Annotated in this window: 20 protein-coding genes; 14 read left to right on the forward strand and 6 right to left on the reverse strand. The window is 71.6% G+C overall.

Translation table 11 applies throughout. From position 1 onward, the window contains the following. The first annotated feature begins 52 nt into the window (after positions 1–52). The 12 genes from ACFUPX_RS00860 to ACFUPX_RS00915 all read left to right on the forward strand — a co-directional run bounded on the left by ACFUPX_RS00860 (position 53) and on the right by ACFUPX_RS00915 (position 12,269). Complete coding sequence (locus ACFUPX_RS00860) at positions 53–634, forward strand: helix-turn-helix domain-containing protein (RefSeq protein WP_383313914.1); 582 nt, start codon at positions 53–55, stop codon at positions 632–634. Positions 635–713: 79 nt separating this feature from the next. Continuing rightward, positions 714–1,682 carry an NADPH:quinone oxidoreductase family protein gene (locus tag ACFUPX_RS00865; RefSeq protein WP_383313668.1) on the forward strand — a complete coding sequence of 323 codons (969 nt, stop codon included), beginning with the start codon at positions 714–716 and terminating at the stop codon, positions 1,680–1,682. Next, complete coding sequence (locus tag ACFUPX_RS00870) at positions 1,679–2,896, forward strand: acyl-CoA dehydrogenase family protein (protein ID WP_383313669.1); 1,218 nt, start codon at positions 1,679–1,681, stop codon at positions 2,894–2,896. The genes ACFUPX_RS00865 and ACFUPX_RS00870 overlap by 4 nt, the downstream gene beginning before the upstream one ends. Then, positions 2,893–4,011, forward strand: coding sequence for an acyl-CoA dehydrogenase family protein (locus tag ACFUPX_RS00875; protein ID WP_383313671.1), 1,119 nt, complete (start codon positions 2,893–2,895; stop codon positions 4,009–4,011). The genes ACFUPX_RS00870 and ACFUPX_RS00875 overlap by 4 nt, the downstream gene beginning before the upstream one ends. A 118-nt stretch (positions 4,012–4,129) precedes the next feature. Then, positions 4,130–5,728, forward strand: coding sequence for an ABC transporter substrate-binding protein (locus ACFUPX_RS00880; protein WP_383313673.1), 1,599 nt, complete (start codon positions 4,130–4,132; stop codon positions 5,726–5,728). A gap of 32 nt (positions 5,729–5,760) precedes the next feature. Beyond that, positions 5,761–6,726, forward strand: a complete 966-nt coding sequence (locus ACFUPX_RS00885; protein WP_383313917.1) for an ABC transporter permease — start codon at positions 5,761–5,763, stop codon at positions 6,724–6,726. Next, the gene (locus ACFUPX_RS00890; RefSeq protein WP_383313674.1) at positions 6,719–7,597 is read left to right on the forward strand and encodes an ABC transporter permease; all 879 of its coding nucleotides are present in this window, start codon (positions 6,719–6,721) and stop codon (positions 7,595–7,597) included. The genes ACFUPX_RS00885 and ACFUPX_RS00890 overlap by 8 nt, the downstream gene beginning before the upstream one ends. A 71-nt stretch (positions 7,598–7,668) precedes the next feature. After that, positions 7,669–8,583 carry an ABC transporter ATP-binding protein gene (locus tag ACFUPX_RS00895; RefSeq protein WP_383313920.1) on the forward strand — a complete coding sequence of 305 codons (915 nt, stop codon included), beginning with the start codon at positions 7,669–7,671 and terminating at the stop codon, positions 8,581–8,583. Further along, on the forward strand, positions 8,576–9,247 hold the full coding sequence (locus ACFUPX_RS00900; protein ID WP_383313676.1) for an ABC transporter ATP-binding protein: 672 nt from the start codon (positions 8,576–8,578) through the stop codon (positions 9,245–9,247). The genes ACFUPX_RS00895 and ACFUPX_RS00900 overlap by 8 nt, the downstream gene beginning before the upstream one ends. A 157-nt stretch (positions 9,248–9,404) precedes the next feature. Beyond that, a complete protein-coding gene (locus ACFUPX_RS00905; protein WP_383313678.1) occupies positions 9,405–10,262 on the forward strand; it encodes a phosphatidylinositol-specific phospholipase C/glycerophosphodiester phosphodiesterase family protein in 858 nt (285 codons plus the stop codon). 133 nt (positions 10,263–10,395) lie between these two features. Continuing rightward, a complete protein-coding gene (locus ACFUPX_RS00910; protein ID WP_383313680.1) occupies positions 10,396–10,590 on the forward strand; it encodes a hypothetical protein in 195 nt (64 codons plus the stop codon). An 86-nt stretch (positions 10,591–10,676) separates the two neighbouring features. Continuing rightward, positions 10,677–12,269 carry a hypothetical protein gene (locus tag ACFUPX_RS00915; protein WP_383313682.1) on the forward strand — a complete coding sequence of 531 codons (1,593 nt, stop codon included), beginning with the start codon at positions 10,677–10,679 and terminating at the stop codon, positions 12,267–12,269. A gap of 29 nt (positions 12,270–12,298) precedes the next feature. On the opposite strand, the gene ACFUPX_RS00920 is transcribed toward ACFUPX_RS00915, so the two are convergent. From ACFUPX_RS00920 to ACFUPX_RS00940, 5 genes are all read right to left on the reverse strand, one after another. After that, positions 12,299–13,228, reverse strand: coding sequence for a hypothetical protein (locus tag ACFUPX_RS00920; protein ID WP_383313684.1), 930 nt, complete (start codon positions 13,226–13,228; stop codon positions 12,299–12,301). Then, entirely contained in the window at positions 13,225–13,776 is a 552-nt protein-coding gene (locus ACFUPX_RS00925) for an RNA polymerase sigma factor (RefSeq protein WP_383313686.1), read from the reverse strand. The genes ACFUPX_RS00920 and ACFUPX_RS00925 overlap by 4 nt, the downstream gene beginning before the upstream one ends. Before the next feature lie 84 nt (positions 13,777–13,860). After that, a complete protein-coding gene (locus ACFUPX_RS00930) occupies positions 13,861–15,045 on the reverse strand; it encodes a phosphodiester glycosidase family protein (protein WP_383313923.1) in 1,185 nt (394 codons plus the stop codon). Between the two features lie 199 nt (positions 15,046–15,244). Next, positions 15,245–15,616, reverse strand: coding sequence for a DUF779 domain-containing protein (locus ACFUPX_RS00935; RefSeq protein ID WP_383313688.1), 372 nt, complete (start codon positions 15,614–15,616; stop codon positions 15,245–15,247). Between the two features lie 115 nt (positions 15,617–15,731). Further along, complete coding sequence (locus ACFUPX_RS00940; protein WP_383313690.1) at positions 15,732–16,148, reverse strand: ATP-binding protein; 417 nt, start codon at positions 16,146–16,148, stop codon at positions 15,732–15,734. A 242-nt stretch (positions 16,149–16,390) separates the two neighbouring features. Between ACFUPX_RS00940 and ACFUPX_RS00945 the strand changes: the two genes are divergently transcribed. Further along, positions 16,391–17,110, forward strand: a complete 720-nt coding sequence (locus tag ACFUPX_RS00945) for a TetR/AcrR family transcriptional regulator (RefSeq protein WP_383313692.1) — start codon at positions 16,391–16,393, stop codon at positions 17,108–17,110. 50 nt (positions 17,111–17,160) lie between these two features. After that, positions 17,161–18,315, forward strand: coding sequence for an FAD-dependent oxidoreductase (locus tag ACFUPX_RS00950; protein WP_383313694.1), 1,155 nt, complete (start codon positions 17,161–17,163; stop codon positions 18,313–18,315). A 25-nt stretch (positions 18,316–18,340) separates the two neighbouring features. Here ACFUPX_RS00950 and ACFUPX_RS00955 read toward each other — a convergent pair whose 3' ends face one another. Beyond that, positions 18,341–19,126: an SAM-dependent methyltransferase gene (locus ACFUPX_RS00955; RefSeq protein WP_383313696.1), complete on the reverse strand. Its 786-nt coding sequence runs from the start codon at positions 19,124–19,126 to the stop codon at positions 18,341–18,343. Positions 19,127–19,542 lie beyond the last annotated feature (416 nt).

Consider the following 19,542-nt stretch of genomic DNA (forward strand, 5'->3'; position numbering starts at 1 on the left):
CGCGACCACCACCGAGGCCGATGGCGTGGAAGGCACCGAAGGCGACGCGGGCATGAGCGGCGTGCTGGCCGAGGTCGGCCCCCGCCTGCGCCGCATCCGCAAGGAGCGCGGCGCGACGCTCGCGGGCCTCGCCGCCGCCACCGGCATCTCCGTGAGCACCCTCTCCCGCCTGGAGTCCGGCCACCGCAAGCCCAGCCTCGAACTCCTGCTCCCCATCGCCCGCGCCCACCAGGTCGCCCTGGACGAGCTCGTCGGCGCCCCGCCCGTCGGCGACCCGCGGGTGCGGGCCAAGCCGATCGTCCGCAACGGCCGCACGATGGTCCCGCTGACCCGGCAGCCCGGTGGCCTCCAGGCGTACAAGGTGGTCGAGCCCGCCCGCTCCGTCCAGCCCGATCCGCAGACACACGAGGGGTACGAGTGGCTGTACGTCCTGTCCGGACGGCTGCGGCTCGTGCTCGCCGATCACGACGTGATCCTCACGGCGGGCGAGGCCGCCGAGTTCGACACCCGCCTTCCGCACTGGTTCGGGTCCACGGGTGAGGGGCCCGCGGAATTCCTCAGCCTGTTCGGGCCGCAGGGCGAGCGCATGCACGTACGCGCGCGGCCCACGCAGAGCAAGCGCGAAGTGGACTGACCAGACGGTTCCCCTGCCTGCAAGCGACCGCTTAGTATGCGATGGAGCTAGGTCTACGAACGCCCCGTGGAGGCCCCGCATGCAGGCATGGCAAGTGCACCAGAACGGCGAGCCGGGCGCGGTGATGCGCCTCGAAGACGTGGACCGGCCGGTGCCGGGCGACGGACAGCTGCTCCTCAAGGTCCGCGCCGCCAACATCAACTTCCCCGACGCCCTGCTCTGTCGCGGGCAGTACCAGATCACGCCCCCGCTGCCCTTCACACCGGGCGTGGAGATCTGCGGCGAGACCGAGGACGGCCGGCGCGTGATCGCCAACCCCGCCCTCCCGCACGGCGGCTTCGCCGAGTACGCGATCGCCGACGCGGCGACCGTGCTGCCCGCCCCCGACGCCCTGGACGACGCCGAGGCCGCGGCCCTGCACATCGGCTACCAGACCGGCTGGTTCGGCCTGCACCGCCGCGCGCACCTCCAGGAGGGCGAGACCCTCCTGGTGCACGCGGCCGCCGGGGGAGTGGGCAGCGCCGCCGTCCAGCTCGGCAAGGCGGCGGGTGCCAAGGTCATCGGTGTCGTCGGCGGCGCCGCGAAGGCCGAGGTCGCGCGCGAGCTCGGCTGCGACCTGGTCATCGACCGGCGTACGGAGAACGTGATCGGCGCCGTGAAGGAAGCCACCGGCGGCCGTGGCGCCGACGTCATCTACGACCCCGTGGGCGGCGACGCGTACACGCAGTCCACGAAGTGCGTCGCCTTCGAGGGCCGGATCATCGTCGTCGGTTTCGCCAGCGGTGTCATCCCGACGCCCGCGCTCAACCACGCCCTGGTGAAGAACTACGCGGTGCTCGGCCTGCACTGGGGCCTCTACAACGCCAAGGACCCGCAGGCGATCCTCCGTTGCCACGAGGAACTCACCCAGCTCGCGGCCAAGGGTGCCATCAAGCCGCTGATCAGCGAGCGCGTGCCGCTGAGCGACGCTGCAGCCGCCGTCCAGCGCGTCGCCGACGGAGTCACCACGGGCCGGGTGGCCGTGGTCCCCGCGGGAGGTGACGCATGACGGAGGCCGCCGAACTGCGCCGCCGCACCCAGGAGTTCCTCGCCGCACACCCGCCCGCGTCGACGGAGCGCGCGGCGTTCCTGAAGGCCCGCTTCGACGCCGGACTCGCCTGGGTGCACTACCCGCAGGGGCTGGGCGGGCTCGGTGCGCCGAGATCGCTGCAGGCCGTCGTGGACGCCGAGTTGGAGGCCGCGGGCGCGCCCGACAACGACCCGCGCCGCATCGGAATCGGCCTCGGCATGGCCGCGCCGACCATCCTGCGCTTCGGCACCGAGGAGCAGAAGCGGAGCTTCCTGCGGCCGCTGTGGGTCGGGGACGAGGTGTGGTGCCAGCTCTTCAGCGAGCCGGGCGCCGGTTCCGACCTCGCCGCCCTGGGCACGCGCGCCGTCCTGGACGGTGGGGGCACCTCCCGCTCGAACGAAGCCGGGAGTGGGGGAACCTGGGTGGTCAACGGGCAGAAGGTGTGGACGTCCGGCGCGCATGCCGCCCGCTGGGCCATCCTCATCGCCCGCACTGACCCGGAGGTGCCCAAGCACCGCGGCATCACCTACTTCGTCTGCGACATGACCGACCCGGGCGTCGAGGTGCGTCCGCTGCGGCAGATCACCGGCGAGGCCGAGTTCAACGAGGTCTTCCTCACCGACGTACGCATCCCGGACGCGCACCGCCTCGGGGAGATCGGCGACGGCTGGAAGGTCGCGCAGACCACCCTCATGAACGAGCGCGTGTCCATCGGCGGTTCCCGCATCCCGCGCGAGGGCGGCATGATCGGCCCGGTCGTCGAGGCCTGGCGCGAGCGCCCCGAGCTGCGCACGCACGACCTGCACCAGCGGCTCCTCACGCTGTGGGTCGAGGCCGAGGTCGCCCGGGTCACCGGGGAGCGCCTTCGCCAGCAACTGGTCGCCGGGCACCCGGGTCCCGAGGGCTCGGGCATGAAGCTGGGATTCGCCCGTCTGAACCAGGAGATCAGCGGCCTGGAGGTGGAACTCCTGGGCGAGGAAGGGCTGTTGTACGAGGACTGGACGATGCGGCGGCCCGCGAAGGTCGACTTCGTCGGCCGCGACGCGGGCTACCGCTATCTGCGCGCCAAGGGCAACAGCATCGAGGGCGGCACCAGCGAAGTGCTGCTCAACATCGTCGCCGAGCGCGTCCTCGGGCTGCCCTCCGAGCCGCGCACCGACAAGGACGTCGCGTGGAAGGACCTCGCCCGATGAGTACGCAGTCATCACTGAGCTCGCAGCGCGACCTGTTGTACTCCGAAGAGGAAGAGGCGCTGCGCTCGGTGGTGCGCGGCCTCCTCGCCGACCACTGCGACGCCGCCGCCGTGCTCGCGCGCACCGAGTCCGCCGAGCCGCACGACCGTGAACTGTGGAAGGCGCTCACGGACGGCATGGGCCTCGCGGGCCTGCTCGTGCCCGAGGCGCTCGGCGGCCAGGGCGCCACGCACCGCGAAGCCGCCGTGGTCCTGGAGGAGTTGGGCCGCGCGGTGGCGCCCGTGCCCTATCTGACCAGTGCGGTCATCGCCACCGAGACGCTCCTCGCCTGCGAGGGCGACGCGGCCAGCGAACTCCTGGGCGCGCTCGCCTCCGGGCGCACGGTCGCCGTGCTCGCCGTGCCGCTGGCCACCGCGCCGGGTGGTGTGCTGCCCGAGGTACGCGTGGACGGCGAGGCCCTGCACGGCAGCGTGTCCGGCGTCGCCGACGCGGTCGCCGCCGACGTGCTGCTGGTGCCGACGCGTGCGGGGCTGTTCGCGGTGGACGCGGCGCAGGACGGCGTCACCGTCGAAGCGCGGACCGCGCTCGACCTCACGCGTCCGCTGGCCACGGTCGTCTTCGAGGGGGCTCACGCGCGCGTGGTCGGCCCTGAGGCGGGACCCGCCGTGCGGCGAGGGCTGTGGGCGGGGGCCGGGCTCCTGGCTTCGGAGCAACTGGGCCTCGCCGACTGGTGCTTGACCGAGACCGTGCGTCATACGAAGGAACGGCACCAGTTCAACCGGCCCGTCGGCTCCTTCCAGGCGCTCAAGCACCGCCTCGCCCAGCTCTGGCTCGAGGTGGTCAACATGCGCGCCGCCGCCCGCAACGCGGCCGACACCTTCGCGACCGGCAGCGAGGACGCCCATGTCGCTGCGGCCCTCGCGCAGGCCTACGCGTCGCCCGCCACGGTGCACGTCGCCGAGGAGGCGCTCCAGTTGCACGGCGGCATCGGCATGACCTGGGAGCACCCCGTCCACCTCTACCTCAAGCGGGCCAAGTCCGACTCGATCGCACTGGGCACCGTGGGACGCCACCGGGAGGAGCTGGCCGCGCGCGTGAACCTGCCGGCTCCCTGACGGGACCCCGGACCCTGTGATCTTTTCGGTACGGGCCACGTTCTTTACCCACCCATTACATGAGGCATAATTGCGACTCGTTCGCAATAACGTTTGATCTTCAGTAGGGGTGTGGAGCATGAGGGCCCGATCGATACGGGGTACGGGCGCGGTAGCGGCGGCCGCCTCACTGGCGGTCGCCGCTTCGGCTTGTTCGGCGCCGGGGGGCGACAAGGGCGCGGGCGGCGCGAAGGCCGCCACAGCGGTCGTCGGCATCGCGTACGAACCGGACACCCTGAGCCCCCTCCTCGGCTACGGCAAGGACGGCAACTCCAAGATCTTCGACGGTCTGCTCACGCACGACGCCGACATGAAGCTCAAGCCCGCGCTCGCCGCCGAACTGCCCAAGGTCGGCGACGACGGCAAGACCTACACGTTCAAGCTGCGCGAGGGCGTCAAGTTCAGCGACGGCAAGCCCTTCACGTCCAAGGACGTCGTCTTCACCTACGAGACGATCCTCGACAAGAAGACCAACAACGCCGCCAAGACCGAGCTCGACGCCGTCAAGGACGTCGAGGCGAAGGGTGACGACACCGTCGTCTTCCACCTCAAGTACCCCTACGCGCCGTTCGCCGAGCGCACCGTCCTGCCGATCGCGCCCGAGCACATAGCGGGCAAGCAGGACGTGAACACCGGTGAGTTCACCACCAAGCCCGTCGGCACCGGCCCCTACGAGCTGGTGAAGTGGTCCAAGGGCGAGAAGCTGAGCTTCAAGGCGAACCCCGGGTACTGGGGCGGCGCTCCGAAGGTCAAGAACTTCACCATGGCCATCATCAAGGACGACGACATCCGCGCCACCCGGCTCGACGCAGGTGAGCTCGACGGCGCGATCCTGCCGCCCAACCTGGCCAAGAAGTACGAGAGCGACGGCAACAAGAAGTCGTACGCCGCCAAGACCTTCGACTACCGCGTGGTGACCCTGCCCACCGGCAACAAGGTCACGGGCGACACTGCCGTCCGGCGCGCGCTCGACACCGGCGTCGACCGCAAGGCCATGGTCGACTCGATCCTGGACGGCGCGGGCAAGGAGGCCTACGGGCCGGTCCCGACCGACAGCCCGTGGTTCACCAAGGGCACCGAGCGGGGGCACGACCTCGCCGCCGCCAAGAAGATCCTCGACAAGGCGGGCTGGAAGCCGGGCAAGAACGGCATCCGCGAGAAGGACGGCGTCGAAGCCACCTTCCCGCTCTGGTACCTCTCCGGCGACAAGCTCCGCCAGGACCACGCGCTCGCCTACGCCTCCGACGCCAAGAAGCTCGGCATCAAGGTCGAGGTGCAGGCCGGTACGTGGGAGGTCATCCAGCCGCGCATGCCCAAGGACGCGGTCCTCGCGGGCGGAGGCTCCCCGGCCGACCCGGACTTCGACCAGTACACCCTCCTGAAGTCCTCGCTCGCCGGTGACGGCTTCAACAACATGGCGCACTACGACAACCCCGAGGTCGACAAGGCGCTCGACAAGGCCCGCGAGAGCGGCGACCACGCCGAGCGGCAGGCAGCGTACGACACGATCCAGCGCGATCTCGTGAAGAACCCCGGCTACACCTTCCTCACCCACATCGACCACCTCTACGTCGTCGACAAGCGCTTCGGCGACCTGACCACCCAGACCGAGCCGCACGACCACGGCCTCGCGTCGGGCCCGTGGTGGAACGTCGAGGACTGGCAGCCGAAGCAGTGAAGTCCGCGCTCCACAAGCTCCCCTGGGGGCCGATGGCGCGCATGACGGGACGGCGGGCCCTGTTCGCCGTCCCGGTCCTGCTCGCCGTGACCTTCGGCGTCTTCGCGATCGCCGCCGCGTCCTTCTTCGACCCCGTCAAGGCGTACGCGGGCACGGCCGGTCTCACCGCGTCGCAGGAGAACCTCGACCAGCTCCGGGCCAACCTCGGCGTCGACCAGCCGCTCGTACAGCGCTGGTGGGACTGGCTGACCTCGGCCGTCAGCGGCGACCTCGGGGACTCCAGCACCCTGCGCCAGCCCGTCGCCGACGTCATCGGCGAACGCATCGGCTGGTCCGTGCTGCTCGCCGCCACCGCGTTCCTGCTCGCGATCCTCGTCGGCACCACGCTCGGCGTCCTCGCCGCGCGCCGCCCCGGCGGTTGGCTCGACCGCGCCGTGACCTCGCTCGCCTACACGCTCGAAGCGGCCCCGCCGTTCTGGATCGGGCTGCTCGCCGTCTGGCTGTTCGCCCTGAAACTGGGGGTGCTGCCATCGGGCGGGCTCACGGACACCGCGAGCTCGGCCGTGACCGCGGGGCAGGTCGCCAGCCATCTGGTGCTGCCCGCGGCCGTCCTGGCGATCTCGCAGCTCCCGTGGTTCGTCCTGTACGTACGCCAAGGGGTCGGCGACGCGCTGGGCGACGATCCCGTCCGGGGCGCACGCGCGCGTGGCCTCGCCGAACGGACCGTGCTCCTCGGCCACGCCCTGCGCTCGGGCATGCTCCCGGTGCTCACCCTGATCGGCTCCCGCGTGCCCGAACTGATCACCGGGGCGCTCCTGGTGGAGACCGTCTTCAGCTGGCCCGGCATCGCGGCGGCCACCGTGTCGGCGGCGACCGCCGTGGACTTCCCGCTGCTCGCCGCGCTCACCGTCCTCGCCACGGTGGCGGTGCTCCTTGGCAACCTCCTCGCCGATCTTCTGTACGGCCTGGCCGACCCGAGGGTGGGATTCGATGGCTGAGACGACTGCCTGGCGCGCCTCCCCGGGGAGCGCCTCGAAAACTCGCTCCACGCGCGCGTGGCGGGTGCGTTCCTCGGCGGTGATCGTCGCCGCCATCGTGCTCGCCGTGCTCCTCGTGCCGCCGCTCGTCAACCTCGACGAACAGGCCGTGAACCTCGCGGCCAAGCTGCGACCGCCCTCCTGGGAGCACCCCTTCGGCACCGACGACGTGGGACGCGATCTGCTTCTGCGCTGCGTGTACGGGCTGCGCGTCTCGCTGCTCGTGGGTGTGGTGGCGGCCGTCGTGGCGACCGTCATCGGCACGGCCGTGGGCGCGCTCGCCGCCGCTTCGGGCGGCTGGGTGGACCGGGTCGTGATGCGGCTCGTGGACGTCTTCTCGTCCGTGCCGCACCTGCTGCTCGGCATCTTCATCGTGGCGATGTTCCGACCCGGCGTATGGCCGGTGGTCGTCTCCGTCGCGCTCACGCACTGGCTGTCCACGGCCCGCATCGTGCGCGCCGAGGTCCTGTCGCTGCGCTCGCGTCCGTACGTCGACGCGGCCATCTCCGGCGGCGCCTCGCGGATGCGCGTCACCGTGCGCCACCTGCTGCCCGGCGTGCTCCCGCAGGCCGGACTCGCCGCCGTCCTGATGGTGCCCCACGCCATCTGGCACGAGTCCGCGCTGTCCTTCCTCGGCCTTGGACTCCCCACCCACCAGGCGAGCCTGGGCACCCTCGTGCAGAGCGCGCGCGGCTCGCTGCTCGCCGGGGACTGGTGGCCGACGCTCTTCCCCGGCCTGTTCATCATCGTGCCCACCCTGGCGATCGCGGGCCTCGCGGGCGCCTGGCGGGAACGGATCAATCCCCGGCGCCGATCGGAGCTGATGCTGTGACCGAGCCCGTCCCCACCCCGTCCCCCTCGTCCCCGGTGCTTTCCGTACGAGGTCTCTCCGTCCGCTTCCGCATGCGCGGCGACACCTTCGTCTCCGCCGTCACCGACGCCCACTTCGACCTGGCGGCGGGGGAGTGCCTGGCCCTCGTCGGCGAGAGCGGCTGCGGCAAGTCCGTGCTCGCCTCCGCCCTGCTCGGGCTGCTCCCGCAGAACGCGGAGACCGCCGGGTCCGCGCTCATCGGCGACGTGGACCTGCTGACCGCCGACGAGCGCACCCTGGCCCGCACGGTCCGTGGGCGGCGCGTCGGCCTCGTACCGCAGAGCCCGGCCGCGCACCTGACGCCGGTACGGACCGTCCGCGCCCAGCTGGAGGAGACCCTGCGCGAACTGGCGGGCGTGCGCCGCCCGGGGCTGCGCAAGGCCGCCGAAGCCGCCGCCGAGCGCGCCGCGTTCCCCGCGGGGCACCTGGACCGCTACCCCCACGAGCTCTCCGGAGGCCTCGCCCAGCGCGCGGCCACCGCGCTCGCGCTCATCGGCGACGCGCCGCTGCTGCTCGCCGACGAGCCGACCACGGGCCTGGACCGCGACCTCGTCGACCGCACGGTGGACGAGCTGCGCAAACACGTCGGCGAGGACCGCGCGCTGCTCCTGATCACCCACGATCTGGCGGCCGCCGAACGCATCGCGGACCGCGTCGCCGTGATGTACGCGAGCCGCATCGTCGAACTCGCCGAAGCCGATGACTTCTTCGGCACCCCAGGACCCCGGCACCCCTATGCGCGCGGCCTCCTGAACGCCCTCCCGGAGCGGGAGTTCACGCCCATCCCCGGCATGCCGCCCGAACTGTCCGCACTGCCGGGCGGCTGCGCCTTCGCGGCTCGCTGCCCCTCGGCGGACGCAGCCTGCGCGACCGTTCCCGAGGCCGCGGGCGGCGTCGCCTGCCACCACCCCCACGCGGCGGCCGTCCTGGAGGCACCCCGTGCTTGAACTCCTCTCCATCACCGCCGGATACGACCGCCGCGCCCCCGTCATGCGCGGCGTCGACCTCACGCTCGCGCCCGGCGCCTCCCTCGGCCTGCTGGGCCCCAGCGGCTGCGGAAAGTCGACCCTCGCCCGGGTCGCCGCCCTGCTGCACAGGCCCGACGCGGGCCGCGTCGTCATCGACGGCGAGCCCGCCCGCGGCTGGCGGCACCGCGCCCCCCGCGCCCAGCGCACCGCCTTCGGAGTCGTCTTCCAGCAGCCCCGCCTGTCCGCCGACCCGCGCCTCACCCTCACGAACCTGATCGCCGAGCCGTTGCGCGCCGCCGGGCGCGGGGCCGAGGCCACCGGGCGGGTACGGGAGCTGGCGGCCACCGTCGGCCTCGGCGAGGACCTCCTGGGCCGCAGGCCGCACGAGGTGAGCGACGGCCAGCTCCAGCGCGCCTGCCTGGCCCGCGCCTTGGTGCTCCGCCCGCGCTGGCTGATCTGCGACGAGATGACCGCGATGCTGGACGCCTCGACGACGGCGGCGCTCGTGCACGCCGTCGAGGAGTACCGGCGCCAGAGCGGCGCCGGACTGCTCGCCGTCGGCCACGACCGGGTGCTCCTTGAGCGGTGGTGCGAGCGGACCGTCCACTGGAGCGATCTCGTCGCCGCCGAGAACGTGGCCTGAGGCGCTGCGAGGGGGGCGCGGGACGGCGCGAGATGTACGGAGTTAACGCAGAGCGTCGATAGCGCCAACTCCCGTCCCGAGGGGGTTTCTTGACGCGAGCATGGCCTCATACTCACTGAGGCCCGCCCGTCGTCCCTCGCCCCTTCCGGGAGTCTCCATGGCACTCGTCACCCGTCGTAGAGCCCTTACCATCGGTGCCGCGCTCGCCGGCACCGCCGCCGTTCCCGCGTACGCCCAGGCGAGCGAGCGCGGCCACGGACCCCGTCCCCTCGTCCGCGCCCACGCGCACAACGACTACGACCACCCCCGGCCCCTCTTCGACGCGCTCGACCACCGCTTCGGCAGCGTCGAGGCCGACATCTACCTCGTCGACGGGAAGCTCCTGGTCGCGCACGACCCGGTCGACCTCGACCCCACCCGCACCCTCGAATCGCTCTACCTCGACCCCCTGGCCGCCCGCGTGCGCGCCAACCACGGTTCCGTGTACCGCGGTTACCACCGCACCCCCTTCCAGCTCCTGATCGACATCAAGACCGAGGGCGCGGCGACATACCTCGAACTCGACCGGCACCTGCGGCGCTACCGGCACCTGTTCACCACGTACTCCTACGGCAAGGTGCGCCGCGGCCCCGTGACGGCGGTGATATCCGGCGACCGTGCGGCCCGCGCGCCGATGGAGGCCCAGCGCGTGCGCCGCGCCTTCTACGACGGCCGCCTCGCCGACCTCGGCACCGCGGCGCCCGCCTCGCTCATCCCGCTGATCAGCGACAACTGGACGCTCAACTTCAGCTGGCAGGGCGTCGGCGCCATCCCCGCCGCCGAGCGCGACAAGCTGCGCGGCATCGTCGCGGCCGCCCACAAGCGCGGGCAGCGCGTCCGCTTCTGGGCGACGCCCGACCTGGCGGGCCCGGCGCGCGACGCCGTGTGGGGCGAGTTGCTCGCCGCCGGTGTCGACCACTTGAACACGGACGACCTAGCGGGTCTTGAGGCGTTCCTCGACGCCCGCGGGCGATAGCCCCCGGCCACTGAAGCAACGTCCCGGCACATAACACCCGTTCGGAGGACATGCCGGTCGCCCGGACGGTCCCTCCGCTGCGCCACACTCGGCCCAGAGCCGCGGTGCCGACGTGGCGGAGGAGGTTGTCCCCATGGCCATTTCGGTCTCTGTGGTGCTGCTGCTGGTGATCCTGGCAGTGGTCTTTCTGCGCAACGGCGCGCTGAAGTTCTCGCACGCCATCGTCTGTGCGCTGCTCGGCTTCTATCTGGCGAGTTCGAGCATGGCGCCGACCATCCACAACGGGGTCACGGCCGCCGCGGACATCGTCAGCGGCTTGCAGCCGTGAGGGCAGCCAGCCATGATCGTTGCGTCTTCGTGAACAACTGTCACCTTTCCATGGACACTTCAAGGGTCTGGCCCTAGCTTCGGCGCATGCCGCGTCGCAGAACCCTCAGCAGAACCTTCAGGAGTGCCCTCGCCCTGACCGCACTCACGGTCTTCGCCGCGTCCTTCGCGTATCCCGCCCAGGCGGACGACATACCGAAGGCGCCGGGGCACCGGCTCGTCGAGCAGTACACCGGCGGGCCCGCCGAAGCCCGCCCCCTGCCCGGACAGCAGCCGCCCCAGCACCCCTATCTCGCCGCCAACGGCCGCAGCGGGATGCACGCGGACGCGGCGGGCAGCGGAACGTACCCCTGGAACGGGCCCCTGGGAAAGAAGCCGGAGGTCGGCAGCGAGAAGATGGCGGCGCTCGGCGGTGAGTGCGCCACCGTCACCTTCGACAAGGCCGGGCGCATCGTCACCGTCTGCGGCACGTTCACCGGGTTCCTGGTCAAGCTGCTCGACCCCGACACGATGAAGACGCTCGCGGAGTACAAGCTGCCGCAGCGCCCCTCCACCGTCGAGGCCATCACGCGCCTCGACTTCTCGAAGATCTTCAAGGACACCTCGGGCGGCGCCTACTCGTATCTCGACAACGAGGACCGGCTCGTCCTCGCCGACTCCCGCCAGCACATCGTCCGGCTCGCGCACGAGCAGGCGGCGGACGGCAGCTGGCGGTTCGTCGTCGACAAGGACTGGGACCTGACCGCGCACGTCCCGCACGACTGCGTCACCTGGTCACATCTCTACCCGAGTGGCGAATGTGACCCGGTCACCTCGGTGATGCCCGACTGGGACGGCCGCATCTGGTGGGTGACCCGGCAAGGGCGCGTCGGCACGGTGGACCCCAAGTCCGGTGACATCCGGTCCATCCGGCTCGACGGCGAGGAGATCCAGAACTCGTTCTCCGTCGCCGAAGACGGCGTGTCGATTGTCTCCGACCACGCGCTCTACAGCTTCCGGGCCGGGGCGGACGACACCCCGAAGGCTGTCTGGCGCCAGACCTACGACCGGGGCACGGGCACCAAGCCCGGCTCGGTGAACCAGGGTTCGGGCACCACGCCCGACCTCTTCGGCAAGGGCGACGACGACTACGTGGCGATCACCGACAACGCCGACGACCGCATGAACGTCCTCGTCTACCGCAGAGGCGAGGACATCGCCGACGACAAGCGCCTGGTCTGCAAGGTCCCCGTCTTCGGCGCCGGCGCGTCCACCACCGACAATTCACTGATCACCTGGGGCAACAGCCTCGTCGTCGAGAACAACTACGGCTACGAGAACATCACCTCGCTCACCTTCGGGCGCAGCGTCGTCGGCGGGGTCAGCAGGATCGACGTACGCGAGGACGGCAGCGGCTGCGACACCGTGTGGGAGAGCGACGTCCGCGCTCCCTCGAACGTGCCCAAGCTGTCCACCGCCTCCGGGCTGCTGTACTTCTATACGAAGGAGCCCAACAGCCTCGGCATCGACGCCTGGTACCTGACGGCCGTCGACTTCCGTACCGGCGAGACCAAGTGGAAGCGCCTGGCCGGTACGGGCATCGCCTACGACAACAACTGGGCGCCGGTGACCCTGGGCCCGGACGGCACGGCGTACGTGGGTGTCTTCAACGGCCTGGTGGCGGTGCGGGACACCGAGTGAGGGTGTCCCGCCCGCACGGTGGGCCCGGCTCAGCCGACGCGGTCTGCCGGGCCGAGCTCCAGCCAGGTGTAGCGGGCCGCGGAGCCGTTCTTGCCGTGGTTCTCGTGGGTCGTCTCCAGGAGGAAGCCGGTGTCCGGGTCGACGACGTAGCGATCCGTCATCCGGTACTTCACGTCCTTGCCGGGGCCGGTCGAGAACCCGATGGTGGACCACCTGATCTCGAAGGCGACACCGGATCGCCCCTTGCTGTCCTTGACGTCACCGATCAGCTTCACGCCCGGGGTGTCCGCGAGGATCCGGAAGAGCGTGGCTCGCAGTGCGGGGCTCGCGGGCGAGTCCTCCAACAGGGCCGTCACCTGGTGGCGGCGGCTCTCGGCGTCCCTCGGGAAGAGCGCGGTGAGCGCCTTCTGCCCCGTGGGCAGCTTGTCGAGCGCGGGCCAGGTCAGCCACTTACCGCCCACCGACCACTTCTTGGTCTTGCTCCCCTTGCCCGGCCCGTGGACCGTGCCGTTCGCGTCGACCGTCCAGACGCGGCCCGCCCGGTCGATGTAGGTGGTCGTCGTCGCATTCCCGTCGTCCTGGTTCACCGTCTCCATGTGGACCTTCCAGTACGGGGACGTGGCAGCGGCCGGTGAGTCCGCCGCGACACCCGCCATCTCGTCCAGGAACTGGGCCGCCGACGCGGTGGCCGCGGGGCTGCCGCCCAGATCGAGGGCCGGGTACGCCACGGCGCCCGCGGTGATCACGGCCACCGCGGCCGCCGCGACCAGGAACCTGCGCCGGCGCGGAACCGCGCGGCCACGCAGCGGGACCACGACAGGAGTCGTCTCGCGGCGCACCGCCTGTGCCAGAGCGGTCCGTGCCGCCGTCACCGCCTCGGGAGCGGGCGGCGCCACGTCACCCGCCGCGATCAGCTCGTCGGCACCGGGAAAGTCGAGAAGGTCACCGCGTTCGGTCATGACAGGTCTCCGGTCAGCTTGAGGGGCGCGCTCGCGCGCAGCCGGGTACGGGCGCGGTGCAGCCGTGAGCGGGCCGTTCCCGCGGGGATGCCGACCGCGGCGGCGGCCTCCCCGGGCGTGAGCTGCTCCCAGGCGACCAGGAGCAGCAACTCCCGCTCCTCCGGCGGCAGTGCGGCAAGCAGTTCGCGAAGGTGCGGCGCCACCGCGGCGGCGTCGAGCCGCGCGTCCACCGCTTCCCACGGGTCGTCACGGCCGTCGGCGGGCGTTCCTGGGCGCTGCCGGTCGAGCCGTCGCCAGTGCGCCGACAGCACGTTGCGGGCGACGCCGAACAGCCAGGCCCGTGCGGGGCCGCGGGCCGCGTCGAAGCCGCGCCGGGCCGCGTACGCCTGGAGCCAGAGTTCGGCCAGCAGATCGTCGGCGGCAGCGGGCGCCCTTCGTGCGAAGTAGCCGTGGAGAGCCGCCGAGTGGCGCACCACCAGCGGTTCGAAGGCTGCCGGATCCCGCGCGGTGCGGGCCAGCAGCTCCTCGTCGTCCAGGTCCGTGGTCACGGGACCTCCGTATCCGTACCGCCGGTCGGCGGTCTCACCCCCTACTTGTCGCGAACCCGTACCCGCGTTCGCGGCCGTCCCCGGTCAGCCCCGGGAGAACACGCCGATGCCGTTCGCCACCGGGCGTTCCGCGCCGCCGCTGGGGTGGTTGCGTACGGTGACGGACTCCGCGCCCGGGGCCCTCGCGACCAGGGTGGCGGACGAGACCAGCGTGGACGAGCCGCCGCCGTCCAGGCTGAAGCCGTCGCGCGCGCCCAACCCCCGCAGGGTCTGCGCCACTTCGGCGATGGTCAGTCCCGTACGGAACTCGGGGGCGCCGTCGAGGGAGAGGAGCAGGAGGCGTTTTCCGTTGTCGAAGATACCGGCCGCCGTCCGCACGGCCGGGGTGACGGAGTCCAGGCCGGGCAGCGGGATGCCGCCGCGCAGGACAGGGAAGCCGCCGAGCGCGAAGCGGAACGGGACCCGTGACTGGGCCGCCACCAGGCCGTGGCGGACATGCACCCGGTCGCCGACGGACAGCTTGCGCAACTCCTGGGCGCCCGCCTCGCGGCCGACGAGGACCGTGCTTCCCGAGGCGACAGGGCCGCTGCCGGGCGTGCCTGCCGACTCCACCACCCGGCCGCCGCGCACGGTCACCTCATGGGTGTCCGTGCTGCAGGGGGCGCCGCGGTTCGTGTCGGTGCCGCAGGTGGAGCGCACCCGCGAGGTACGGCCCCAGTCGCTGGTGAACGCGCCGACGGATCCCACGGGGAGGGCGTACTGGTTGAGCCCACGCAGCGGCAACCGTGTCTTGCCGATGCGCACTTCACCGTCCAGACGGAGGCTGTCCAGGCGGGCCCGGTTGTCGAAGCCCACGCCGAGCACGGCTTCGGTGGTCACTCCGGGAGGCATCGCGGGACCGAAGCGCTGACCGTTCGGCACCGCTCCCTTGAGGGCCCGGCCGCGTGCGATCGCCGGGCCGACGGGCGCGCCGGTGGCCTCGACGCCCGGATGCTGGGTCTCGGAGATGTTGAAGAAATCGCCGTTGATCCCGCCGACCGCCCCCGCCCCGTCCGCGAGCGCGGAGACGACGGAGCGGGCTCCCACCGCACCCGGATAGAGCAGGCCGACGCCGGTGTCGGGATCGCTGAGATCGACGTCGAGCAGGTGCACGCGGGCCATGCCGTGGTCGGTCGGCATGTCGAACTGCCGGTACTCCACGCCGGGCGCGATCCGCGACGTGGCCGACTCGCCGGTCGTCTCCACGCCGCTGGCCGGTGCCGCTCCCATCAGAGCCGCGCCGGCCAGCGTGCCGAATGCCGTCAGTACCGACAGCGTCGCTCTCGCCGTTCTGAACCGGTTCGAGGTGTGCTTGTGCCGTGTTGCCACCGTGCCCCCTGAAGTCTTCCTGGCTGACCGACCGCCTCAGTCTGAGGGTCGGTCAGAAAGTGCACCAGAGGGCAGAGCCGGACGGGTGCCGCACGTATGACTAAGTACCGACCAGTCGGGAACGGATGAGGAAACGTACGCCTTCCGGGGCTTCGAGGGAGAAACCGCTGCCACGCCCCGGCACCACGTCCACGATCAGCCGGGTATGGCTCCACACGTCGTACTGGCTCTTCGACATCCAGAAGGCGACCGGTTCCGCCACGCCTTCCACCGCGAGGGACGCCAGCCGCACATCGGAGTCGCCGGTGCGGAACTCACCCTCCGGGAAGCACATGGGCGCGCTGCCGTCGCAGCAGCCGCCGGACTGATGGAACATCAGCGGTCCGTGGGCCTCCCGCAGTCGCCGCACCAGATCGGCGGCGGCGGGGGTCAGCTCCACGCGCGGGGTGTCGGTGCGCGGGGTATCGGTCATGGGCAGCCGCTCCTAGGTCACCGGTCCGCCTTTCAGGGGCGGTGACCCAGTCGACTCCGGGCGAGGTTGCGAGGACGTTGCAGCCCCGATGCCGAAGGTGTGACGTGAGGCGGCGTCAGGCGAGCACCGCGCGGACAGCCTTGCCGCGGCGACCGCTGCCGACGACCTCGAGACGCGCGGCGAGGTGCCGCACCATCGCCAGGCCCCGGCCGCTCTCCCGTTCGGTGCTCGGCTTGAGCGTGCGCGGGCCGACGGGGCTCTGGTCGTGGACCTCGACGGTCACGCTGTCGTCGGACACCTCGAGGCGCAGCCGGCAGGGGCTGTGGCCGTGCTGGGTGGCATTGGTGACGAGTTCGGACACGATCAGCGTGGCGTCGTCCACCCGCTCGGCGTCCACCTCGGTCAGGTGCCGGCGCGGCCGGGTGAGAAACGCTGAGGTCAGACGACGCGCTCGTCCGGCCGAGGCGACCTCCTGCGGCAGTGCGTACTCGACGCGGGCGACGTGCCGATGGGCGCGCTGGTGCGCACGCATGGCGACTCACTTCCCTCCCCTGGGACATCCCGGTGTACTCGCGAGAACACTCGCCCACCGGGGCCGCGGCATGTCTTGCGCGGCCGTTCCTGCCTCACGCTGATGCCCGCCCTCGCTGATCGCCAACCAAGTCCCTGCAAGGTCGTGGGTCAGGGGGCCGCGGATGCGTGCGCGGCGACCGATGTGACGAACGCGTTCGCTCCGAACGTGCTCGTAACGAACATGTTCGTTATGCTGGTGGTATGACAGATCGTTCCGATGGCCGCCCCGCCCGTCCCGACGCCCCGCGCAGCCGCCGCGAGCGCCCCGCGAAGCCGGCCCTGACACGGGCCGGGATCGTGGCCGCCGCGGTGGAGATCATGGGTGCCGAAGGCCTGGGCAAGGTGACCATGCGCCGACTGGCCCAGGAGCTCGACACCGGGCCCGCCTCCCTCTACGTCTACGTCCGCAACACCGCCGAGCTGCACGCGGCGATCCTGGACGAGCTCCTCGGCACGGTCGAGGCGGCGCCGGACGGGGGTGACTGGCGCGAGCGCCTGGAGAAGGTGCTCACCTCCTACACCGCCGTGCTCTTCCGGCACCGCGGCCTCGCCAAGGCCGCACTGGTGGCCCGGCCCAGCGGTGAGCACTACCTGCGTCTCATCGAGACGCTGCTCGCCCTGCTCGACGAGGGCGGGGTCCCGCCCGGACAGGCGGCCTGGGGCATCGACCTGCTGCTGCAGTACGCCACCGCGACCGCCGCCGAGCACTCCCCGGGCGAGCGGGCCAGCGGCGCCCGGGAGGAGTGGGACGCGCTGTCCGCGGCCTTGCGGGACGCGTCCGAGCGGACCCACCCGCACGTTGCCGGGGCCTGTGCCGAGCTCCTGTCCGGTGAGCCGGAGGCCCGCCTCTCCTGGGGCTTTCGCACGCTGATCAACGGCATCCTGCACACGCCTCTGCCGCCCGACGGCCGCCAGCGCTGAGCGCCGCCACGCCCCCCCGGATCCACCACCCCCACGCAAGGAGCACCGCCATGACCACGCACCAGCCCCACCGCCCCCACCACCCCATCGCCATCGTCGGCGCGGGCCTCGGCGGCCTCACCCTCGCCCGCGTCCTGCACGTCAACGGCGTCCAGGCCGCCCTGTACGACCTGGAGGCCTCGTCGGCCGCCCGCGGCCAGGGCGGCATGCTCGACATCCATGAGGAGTCCGGCCAGGCCGCCCTGCGCGCCGCGGACCTGTACGAGGAGTTCCGCGCCCTCATCCACCCCGGAGGCGAGGCCATGCGCGTCCTCGACAAGGACGCCGTCGTCCGCAAGGAGGAGGTGGACGAGGGGGACGGCGGGCGCCCCGAGGTCGAGCGCGGCCACCTGCGCGACCTGCTGCTCGGCTCGCTGCCCGAGGGCGCGGTGCACTGGGGCGCGAAGGTCACCGGGGCGCGTGCGCTCGGCGGCGGTCGCCACGAGGTGACGCTCGCCGACGGCTCCACTTTCACCACCGACCTCCTGATCGGCGCCGACGGAGCCTGGTCCCGGATCCGGCCCCTGGTCTCGGACGCCACCCCCGCCTACTCGGGCCTCTCCTTCATCGAGGCGGACCTCGTCGACGCCGACGTCCGTCACCCCGACAGCGCCGCCGTCGTGGGCGACGGCATGCTCTTCGCGCTCGGCGCGGGCAAGGGCTTCCTCGCCCACCGTGAGCCCGACGGCAGCCTGCACGTCTACACCGCGCTCAAGGCCCCCGAGGAGTGGATCTCCACCGTCGACTTCACCGCCGACGGCACCGGCCTCGCCAAGGCGGCCGTACTGGAGCACTTCGCCGACTGGGACAAGAGCCTGCGGGCACTGATCGAAGACGCCGACGGGGCGTTGGTGCCCCGCCGCATCCACACCCTGCCGATCGGCCACCGCTGGGACCGGGTCCCGGGGGTCACGCTGCTCGGTGACGCGGCGCACCTCATGTCCCCCTTCGCGGGGGAGGGCGCCAACCTCGCCATGCTCGACGGGGCCGAACTCGCCGGCGCCATCGCCGCGCACCCCGGCGACACCGAAGCCGCGCTCGCCGCCTACGAGGAGACGCTGTTCCCGCGCAGCGAGAACGCGGCCGCCGAATCCGCCGACAGCCTCGTCCGCTGCTTCCGCGAGGACTCGCCGCAGGGCCTGCTCGACATGTTCGCGGGCAACTAGTCGGCGGCTTCGGCGGCTTCGGCGGTTAGGGGATGCGCGCCACGACGGCGTAGATCCCGCTGCCCTCCGCCTGCGGCCGCGCGGTGTCCTTGAACCACTCCGGGGCCGTCACCAGTCCGGGCTCCACGAGGTCGAGGCCTTCGAGGAAGCGGCTGACCCCGGCCCGGTCGCGGAAGCCGAGCTTGATGCCGCCCTTCGCGTACTCGGCGGTGACCTGGGCGGACAGCTCCGGGTAGATGTCGGACGAGGCGTGCGAGAGCACCAGGTGGCTGCCGGAGGGCAGGGCGCCGACCAGCGTGTTCACGATGCTGTACGGGTCCTGGTCGTCGGGCAGGAAGTGCATGAGCGCGATCAGGGAGAGGGCGATCGGGCGCTCGAAGTCGAGGAGTCCCCGGGCGTGTTCGAGGATCTCCAGCGGCTCGCGGACATCCGCCTGGATGTAGTCGGTCAACCCCTCGGCGCTGCTGACCAGCAGGGCCTCGGCGTGGCGCAGCACGATGGGGTCGTTGTCGGTATAGACGACCCGCGCCGACGGCACGATCTCCTGGACGATCTGGTGCAGGTTCGGCGCGGTGGGTATCCCGGTGCCGATGTCGAGGAACTGGTCCACGCCTTGGGAGGCGAGCCAGGCGGTCGCGCGGTGCATGAACGCGCGGTTCTGCCGTGCGGCGTCCTTCGCCTCGGGCGGCAGCTTCTCGCCCACCGCCTCGTCGACGGGGTAGTTGTCCTTGCCGCCGAGCAGCCAGTCGTAGACACGCGCGGGATGCGGGTTGCTGGTGTCGATCGTCGGCCGGGGCGCACCTGCGGTCATCACGTACTCCGTTGCTGCTGCGGACGCTTGGATCGCCGCAGTCTGCCACAGCAACATCGTCTTGAGCATGGGGTGTTGGGGATCCGAAGGGCGCGATGAACGAGTCAGACCCCGTGCGGCCGGGCCGTACCTATCGCGCCATTTGTCCAGTCGGCTCACCCGTCACGGGCGTCGCCCGCCGTCTCTTCCTTCTCTCCTCGCGAGTCCGGGAGAACCTTCCGAAATTCCTTTGGTTTCCACCCCCTCGGCAATACCGCGGAGTTTCCCGGAGATATGGAACAGGGAAGTCCGGTCATCGGCCAAGTGGCGCGTTCACGACGGTTATTCGACATCATCGAGTCAAATGACGCTGGTGGTTGATTTTCAGATATGGCAGAGTCTTCAAGCAAGTGGCCGGGCTAGTCGAAAGGTGCGAT

This window comes from Streptomyces sp. NPDC057302 (assembly GCF_042667685.1).
Lineage (GTDB): Bacteria > Actinomycetota > Actinomycetes > Streptomycetales > Streptomycetaceae > Streptomyces.